General features: G+C 40.2%; 6 protein-coding genes and 1 pseudogene. 2 read left to right on the forward strand and 5 right to left on the reverse strand.

The features are described from left to right. Positions 1–79: 79 nt before the first annotated feature. From DB42_RS09530 to DB42_RS11045, 4 genes are all read right to left on the reverse strand, one after another. Complete coding sequence (locus tag DB42_RS09530; RefSeq protein ID WP_044882760.1) at positions 80–379, reverse strand: hypothetical protein; 300 nt, start codon at positions 377–379, stop codon at positions 80–82. 132 nt (positions 380–511) lie between these two features. Then, positions 512–2,890, reverse strand: coding sequence for a leucine-rich repeat domain-containing protein (locus tag DB42_RS09535; RefSeq protein WP_162180778.1), 2,379 nt, complete (start codon positions 2,888–2,890; stop codon positions 512–514). Positions 2,891–3,218: 328 nt separating this feature from the next. Next, positions 3,219–3,443 carry a transposase gene (locus DB42_RS11360; protein ID WP_368665353.1) on the reverse strand — a complete coding sequence of 75 codons (225 nt, stop codon included), beginning with the start codon at positions 3,441–3,443 and terminating at the stop codon, positions 3,219–3,221. A 20-nt stretch (positions 3,444–3,463) separates the two neighbouring features. Further along, on the reverse strand, positions 3,464–3,646 hold the full coding sequence (locus tag DB42_RS11045) for a transposase (RefSeq protein WP_304413223.1): 183 nt from the start codon (positions 3,644–3,646) through the stop codon (positions 3,464–3,466). Positions 3,647–4,056: 410 nt separating this feature from the next. Here DB42_RS11045 and DB42_RS09540 point away from each other — a divergent pair, with 410 nt between their 5' ends. Continuing rightward, positions 4,057–4,842: a tetratricopeptide repeat protein gene (locus DB42_RS09540; RefSeq protein WP_162180779.1), complete on the forward strand. Its 786-nt coding sequence runs from the start codon at positions 4,057–4,059 to the stop codon at positions 4,840–4,842. 286 nt (positions 4,843–5,128) lie between these two features. Continuing rightward, positions 5,129–6,003 (forward strand): annotated as a pseudogene (locus DB42_RS09545) (IS982 family transposase). A 334-nt stretch (positions 6,004–6,337) separates the two neighbouring features. On the opposite strand, the gene DB42_RS09550 reads toward DB42_RS09545, so the two are convergent. Continuing rightward, the coding region (locus DB42_RS09550; protein WP_193365290.1) for a leucine-rich repeat domain-containing protein at positions 6,338–6,848 on the reverse strand (511 nt) is incomplete at its 5' end.

Here is a 6,848-nt window from a genome sequence, read left to right on the forward strand (position 1 = left end):
GTTGTTTTGCATCAACCTATTAGATCTTTGATAAAGCAGATTGAACATACTCCCCATAGAAGCATAGGGAATTTTCTAGTCAACATACTGGCAGAAATAGCAGCTTATTGCCACCAACCAAAAAAGCCTTCTTTGAGATTTTCTGGTCAAGGAACCAGCCTCTTGATTGCATTCTAAAAAACTCAAAACTCAAGTTAGCAAAGGTACTTTGTTGCCCTAACCTTGCTTCATCTTCAAACCAAACTTCGATCTTTTGTTTAGGAAATTGTTTGTTTAAAATAGGAATGACTTCTGGAATTTTTTTAAAGGCCTCTTGTTCTCTTAAGTTGGCTTTATAGTGCTGGTTTTGATTTAATTCGAGCTGTAGGAGCCGAGACAACTGTCTGATTTCTGCTGGCAGACTGGTGAGCCGGTTTTGATTTAAGTGCGGATTACATGTTTAAAAATAAGATGGCTAAAAGTTTTTATTTCATTTTAGCTCACCTTAATTTAAAAGGTACTTACAACCATTCTACAATTGAAAACGCTGCCTTATTTTTTCTGCAATATCTTTCAAAGGATTTTCCGCTAATTCAAGCTTGGTAAGCTGAAACAGTTGTCCTATTCCTGCAGGAAGGCTGGTGAGCTGGTTTTGATTTAAGTGAAGCTCTTGCAGCTTAGACAGCTGCCCGATTTCTGCAGGCAGAGCGGTGAGCTGGTTTTGATTTAAGTAAAGGTCTTGCAGCTGAGACAGCTGTCCGATTTCTGCAGGAAGACTGGCGAGCTGGTTTTGGCTTGAATCAAGCTCTTGCAGCTCAGAAAGCTGCCCGATTTCTACAGGCAGACTGGTGAGCTGGTTTTGATTTAAGTGAAGCACTTGCAGCTCAGAAAGCTGTCCGATTTCTGCAGGCAGAGCGTTGAGCTGGTTTTGGCTTGAATCAAGTTCTTGCAGCTGAGACAACCGCCCGATTTCTGCAGGCAGACTGGTGAGCTGGTTTTCTCTTAAGTCAAGCACTTGCAGCTCAGAAAGCTGTCCAATTTCTACAGGCAGACTGGTGAGCTGGTTTTGGCTTGAACCAATCCCTTGCAGCTCAGAAAGCTGCCCGATTTCTGCAGGCAGAGCGGTGAGCTGATTTTGATTTAAGTGAAGCTGTAGGAGATTAGAAAGCTGCCCGATTTCTGCAGGCAGGCTGGTGAGCTGGTTTTGGCTTGAATCAAGCTCTTTCAGCTCAGAAAGCTGCCCGATTTCTGCAGGTAGACTGGTGAGCTGGTTTTCTCTTAAGTCAAGCACCTGCAGCCTAGACATCAGCCCGATTTCTACAGGCAGAGCGGTGAGCTGGTTTTGGCTTGAATCAATCCCTTGCAGCTCAGACAGCTGCCCGATTTCTACAGGCAAACTGGTGAGCTGGTTTTGATTTAAGCGAAGCACTTGCAGCTGAGACAGCTGCCCTATCTCTGTAGGCAGAGTGGTTAGCTGGTTTTGGCTTGAATCAAGCATTTGCAGCTCAGAAAGCTGTCCGATTTCTGTAGGCAGAGCGGTGAGCTGGTTTTGGCTTGAATCAAGCTCTTGCAGCTGAGACAACCGTCCGATTTCTGCAGGCAGACTGGTGAGCTGGTTTTGATTTAAGTGAAGCACTTGCAGCTGAGATAGGTGCCCTATCTCTGCAGGCAGACTGGTTAGCTGGTTTTGACTTAAGTAAAGCACTTGCAGCTGAGATAGGTGCCCGATTTCTGCAGGCAGAGCGGTGAGCTGGTTTTGATTTAAGTGAAGCACTTGCAGCTCAGACAGCTGCCCGATTTCTGTAGGCAGAGTGTTGAGCTGGTTCTGGCTTGAATCAAGCTCTTGCAGCTCAGACAGCCGCCCTATCTCTGCAGGCAGACTGGTTAGCTGGTTTTGACTTAAGTGAAGCGCTTGCAGCTCAAACAGCTGCCCAATTTCTGTAGGCAGAGTGATGAGCTGGTTTTGGCTTGAATCAAGCCATTTCAGCTCAGACAGCTGCCCGATTTCTGCAGGCAGAGCGGTGAGCTGGTTTTGATTTAAGTTAAGCTGTAGCAGATTAGACAGCCGTCCTATCTCTGCAGGCAGAGCGATGAGCTGGTTTTGATTTAAGTCAAGCACTTGCAGCTCAGACAGCCGCCCTATCTCTGCAGGCAGAGCGGTGAGCTGGTTTTGGCTCGAATCAAGCTCTTGCAGCTCAGACAGCCGCCCGATTTCTGTAGGCAGAGTGATGAGCTGGTTTTGGCTTAAATCAAGCTTTTGCAGCTGAGACAATTGACCTATTTCTGGAGGCAGGCTGGTGAGCTGGTTTTGATTTAAGTAAAGCGTTTGCAGCTGAGACAATCGGCCTATTTCTGGGGGTAAATAAGTCAAGCCTGCTCCAGATAAATTTAGCAAAGTTAAGTCTTTACAATTTTCTTCAATCCAATCTCTAAGAAGCCCTCCTTTTTTCTCTAGAGGCAAGTGCTTAATTTCTCCTCGGCTCAAGTATTCTTTCCCACCAGGAAGTTTTTTCCAAAGTAAAAGACGATTAATATTTAAGAGATAAGAAGAGTAATTAGCCGGCGTTAAGCCTTTTTTTTCTTCTGTTTTCCCTTTAAATTCCGAAGGAGAAATAGATTTAGCTAAGGTAAAAACTTGCTTAAAAACTTGATAAACTTTTTCAGTAGAGGTAAGTCCAGGATTGAGTTGATAAACTTTAGCTAGCATAAGAGTTCGCTGGGTAATGGTATTCTTCTTGGGGAAATGAAGCTGTGCTATTTTTTTATAAAGAGAAGGCATCGCTTCAGTAGCCAGCAGATGATGCCATCTTTTACAGACGCTAAATAAGGGAGGAACTACGCAAGCCTCTAAGATAGGGAGCAGCAATTCATTGGGCAAGCTTTCAATAGAAGTCGATGAGATAGGATGCATTTTATTTCCTTGGGTAGTGACAAATTTTTCAGCATTTTTATTTTTTAAAGACGATATAAAAAAATTAAAAAGCAAGTCAAACGAATTCGTATCCTTATCAATGAAAAACAACTCACAGAGCCAAAAATTTGGCATATAGCTCTGCTTACTGGTAGCCTAATTTCCTAGAGCGAAAGTCTCCTTCAAGGCCTTAAATGACTTTTAAAGCATCATTTCTTTTTTTTCCATCTAAGACTTGCCCGCCTCTTGACTTAGCCTTCCTCCTCTCCTTGGAGACACTAAAAGATCTATACCCTGCATATAAGATGATTGATAGGAAGCTTGCCTATCAGCGGTGCCACCTCCATAAGTAGTTGGTAGCTTGGAGGATCATCTGGTTAGCCGCATCATCGGCTTTATTGCTCTTCGTTAACTCACTTAAAATAATCTCATGCAAATCTTGGCAAATGGCTAGATGAATCTTTCTCCAAATTCTTCGCTTGGCTTTGCCATGCTGGCGCACTTTCCATTCTCCCTCAACATAAACCTTTACTCCAGAGGAATCAAAGACTATGTCTGTTGGACGCTTGAGGCTTAGCTTTTTAAGTTCTTATCCAAGCTCTTTAGCAGCCTACACATGCGGGCATAACAAGGAATAGGCAATTTTAAAGCCAGCAAAGTAATCAGCGATAACAAAAATCCTCGCAAGGTGCGAAGGGGCAAATGATAAACGGCTTTAATCATCAACACGCCTAGGATAGCATTAGCGGAATGAATTTTTTAGGCATCCCTTCTTGCCCGTGCTTTTATTTTCCTTTCATCCTTTAAGGCCCTCCTCCGAGACCCATAAAGTTATGCTTTCTCTTTGCACTAAAGCTTTGTTATAATCAGGCTAATGATGTATGCAATAAATGAGCATTTTTCTCTAGCTTGCCTATATCTTTATTTTTTTCAAGCTAAATTTATAGCTCTTAAGCGTTTAAGAGCAATCTTATCGCCTACTCTTCTTATCATTTACGCAACAACGTTTTTAATTGAGGCATTAAATCATTTGGAAAGGCATTGTTAATATTTATATTTATAATTTTTTTAAATTTTAAAAGGTATTTTTCATGACATTCTTTTCATCTATAGAAAGATCATCCACAGCCCCCAGAACTTCTTATTTTGCAAAAGCAAGCTTTATAATGCATCCAAACGTTTTCCTAAGGCCCCCTCATTTTGGTATTCAAAAAATCTCTTTTGATCAACCTGAATTTTTTCATTCTATTTTCTCACTAAAAGATTTAGTAATTAAAAATCATGAAATGAATTTAGATTATTTTATAGTGCTCAGCCAAGACGAATTTCAGAACATACAGGTTTACGATGCTAACCTTTTTTTGAAATATGTCTGGAACGATCAGTTGAGCAGTTTAACTTCACCCACTAAACATTTTGATAGAGATTTTGTGATTTACCGTACTAATTGTGCCGAGGAAAATAATGAGCTTTATTATTTTTGCAGTCGTGAGGATCTTTTGGATCTCCGTTATATACAATATATTAAAGGGCATGACATCGAGGCGAATGAAGAAGAGCGCCAAGAAGCTTTCATTTCTATTGCTCAAGGCTACGCAAGAGGAACTGGGCTCTTTGGCCAAGATTATACACAAGCATTTGCTTGGTATGAGCGTGCCGCCCAATTTCATCATCCCATAGCTCTTTGTTGCCTAGCTATTATGAAAGAAGATGGACAGGGTACAACTCTTTCCTTAGAACAAGCATTTTCTTACATGCACGAGGCTGCCAAACATAATGAGCGCATGCAAGATCCTAGAATCAATTACATGCTTGCTCGTTATTATGAAGAAGGAATTGGAACAGAAAAAAAATCTCAAAAAGCATTAAAATTTTATTTAAAAGCTGCTGAAAAAGGTTTTCTTGATGCTTCTCAAAAAGTAGAAAGTTTACAAACGACAAACTGTCCATAAAGGTGAACTTGAAATAGAGGGAGAAGGGGATGCTAAAAAGCAGCGATAACAGCTAAGTGCTCATTATTCCCTCTCTTTTGTTAAGCATTTCAGGATAAAATTAGATAAAATTATTTACGAAAGTTAGGGTACTTAATTCTAATATTTTTTAATTTCCTATTAACCTGAATGTTGAGTTTATCTGTTTATCGCTCAGAAGGATAAATAATCTTAATGACAAAAGACCTCTACACGGTTTAAAAATATTTGCTTCTTAACGAATATTTAACCACGAGAGGTCAAAAATGTGTTTAGTAGAATTAACTGTAATGTTGATGATTTTTGGAAATCTTTTAGCAAAGAATAGGATCAACATCTCATTGCTTCATCTAAACCAAAACATGGCCCTAAACCTAATTGTCAGTCCCAGAGATGATGACGATCGTTATTTTATTTCACCAATCGAATTATAGAAACTTCAAACATTTTTACCATCATGTTAATACCCATATGCATCAAGAATTTCCTAAGCTTGATAGTTACAGCCGCGTCGTTTATTTAAAGAAAACCATATTTATGCCTTTATATGCTTATCTTTATAGCTTAAGAGGAATACCTACAGGAATTGCATTCATTGATTCTACCTCTATTGACGTTTGCCATAATAAAAGAATTACAAGAAATAAGGTCTTTAAAGGTTTAGCTAGAAGAGGAAAAACCACCTCGGGCTGGTTTTATGTTTTTAAACTTCACTTGATTATCAATGATAAGGGAGAGGTTCTATCTTTTCAACTTAACTATGGCAATGTTTCTAATGTTTCTATCGTTGATATCTTGTCAAAAGACCTTATGGGAAAGCTGTTTGGCGACACAGGATATCTTTCCTCTCAATTAAGCCAAAAGCTTATTAATCGCGGCTTAGAGCTATTGACAAGTATACGATCGAATATGAAACAGAAGTTAATGTCTTTTCAAGACAAAATTCTGCTAAGAAAAAGATCTATAATCGAAACTGTAAACGATCAATTAAAAGATATCTCTCAAATTGAACATACTCGCCATAGAAGCATAGGGAATTTTCTAGCCAACATACTGGCAGGAATAGCAGCTTATTGCCACCAACCAAAAAAGTCTTCTTTGAGATTTTCTGGTCAAGGAACCAGTCTCTTGATTGCAGCCTAAAAAACTCAAAACTCAAGTTAGTAAAGGTGCTTTGTTGCCCTAGCCTTGCTTCATCTTCAAACCAAACTTCGATCTTTTGATTAGGAAATTGTTTGTTTAAAGCGGTAATGACTTCTGGAATTTTTTTTAAGGCTTCTTACTTTCTTGAGTTGGCTTTATAGTGCTGGGTTTGATTTAATTCGAGCTGTAGAAGCTGAGACAACTGTCCGATTTTTGCTGGCAGACTGGTGAGCCGGTTTTGATTTAAGTGCGGATTACTTGTTTAAAAATAAGATGGCTAAAAGTTTTTATTTCATTTTAGCTCACCTCAATTTAAAAAGTACTTACAACCATTCTACAATTGAAAACGCTGCCTTATTTTTTCTGCAATATCTTTCAAAGGATTTTCCGCTAATTCAAGCTTGGTAAGCTGAAACAGTTGTCCTATTCCTGCAGGAAGGCTGGTGAGCTGGTTTTGATTTAAGTGAAGCACTTGCAGCTCAGAAAGCTGCCCGATTTCTGCAGGCAGGCTGGTGAGCTGGTTTTGATTTAAGTGAAGCACTTGCAGCTCAGAAAGCTGCCCGATTTCTGCAGGAAGGCTGGTGAGCTGGTTTTCTCTTAAGTCAAGCGCTTGCAGCTCAGAAAGCTGCCCGATTTCTGCAGGCAGACTGGTGAGCTGGTTTTGGCTTGAATCAAGTTCTTGCAGCTGAGACAGCTGCCCGATTTCTACAGGCAGACTGGTGAGCTGGTTTTGGCTTGAATCAAGTTCTTGCAGCTGAGACAGCTGCCCGATTTCTACAGGCAGACTGGTGAGCTGGTTCTGATTTAAGTAAAGCACTTGCAGCTCAGAAAGCTGCCCGATTTCT

This window comes from Neochlamydia sp. EPS4, assembly GCF_000813665.1.
Classification (GTDB): domain Bacteria; phylum Chlamydiota; class Chlamydiia; order Chlamydiales; family Parachlamydiaceae; genus Neochlamydia.

Coding starts and splice junctions, on each gene's coding strand:
- DB42_RS09535 (WP_162180778.1), bottom strand. CDS start 2,890: ATGCATCCTATCTCATCGACTTCTATTGAAAGCTTGCCCAATGAATTG.
- DB42_RS09540 (WP_162180779.1), top strand. CDS start 4,057: ATGCATCCAAACGTTTTCCTAAGGCCCCCTCATTTTGGTATTCAAAAA.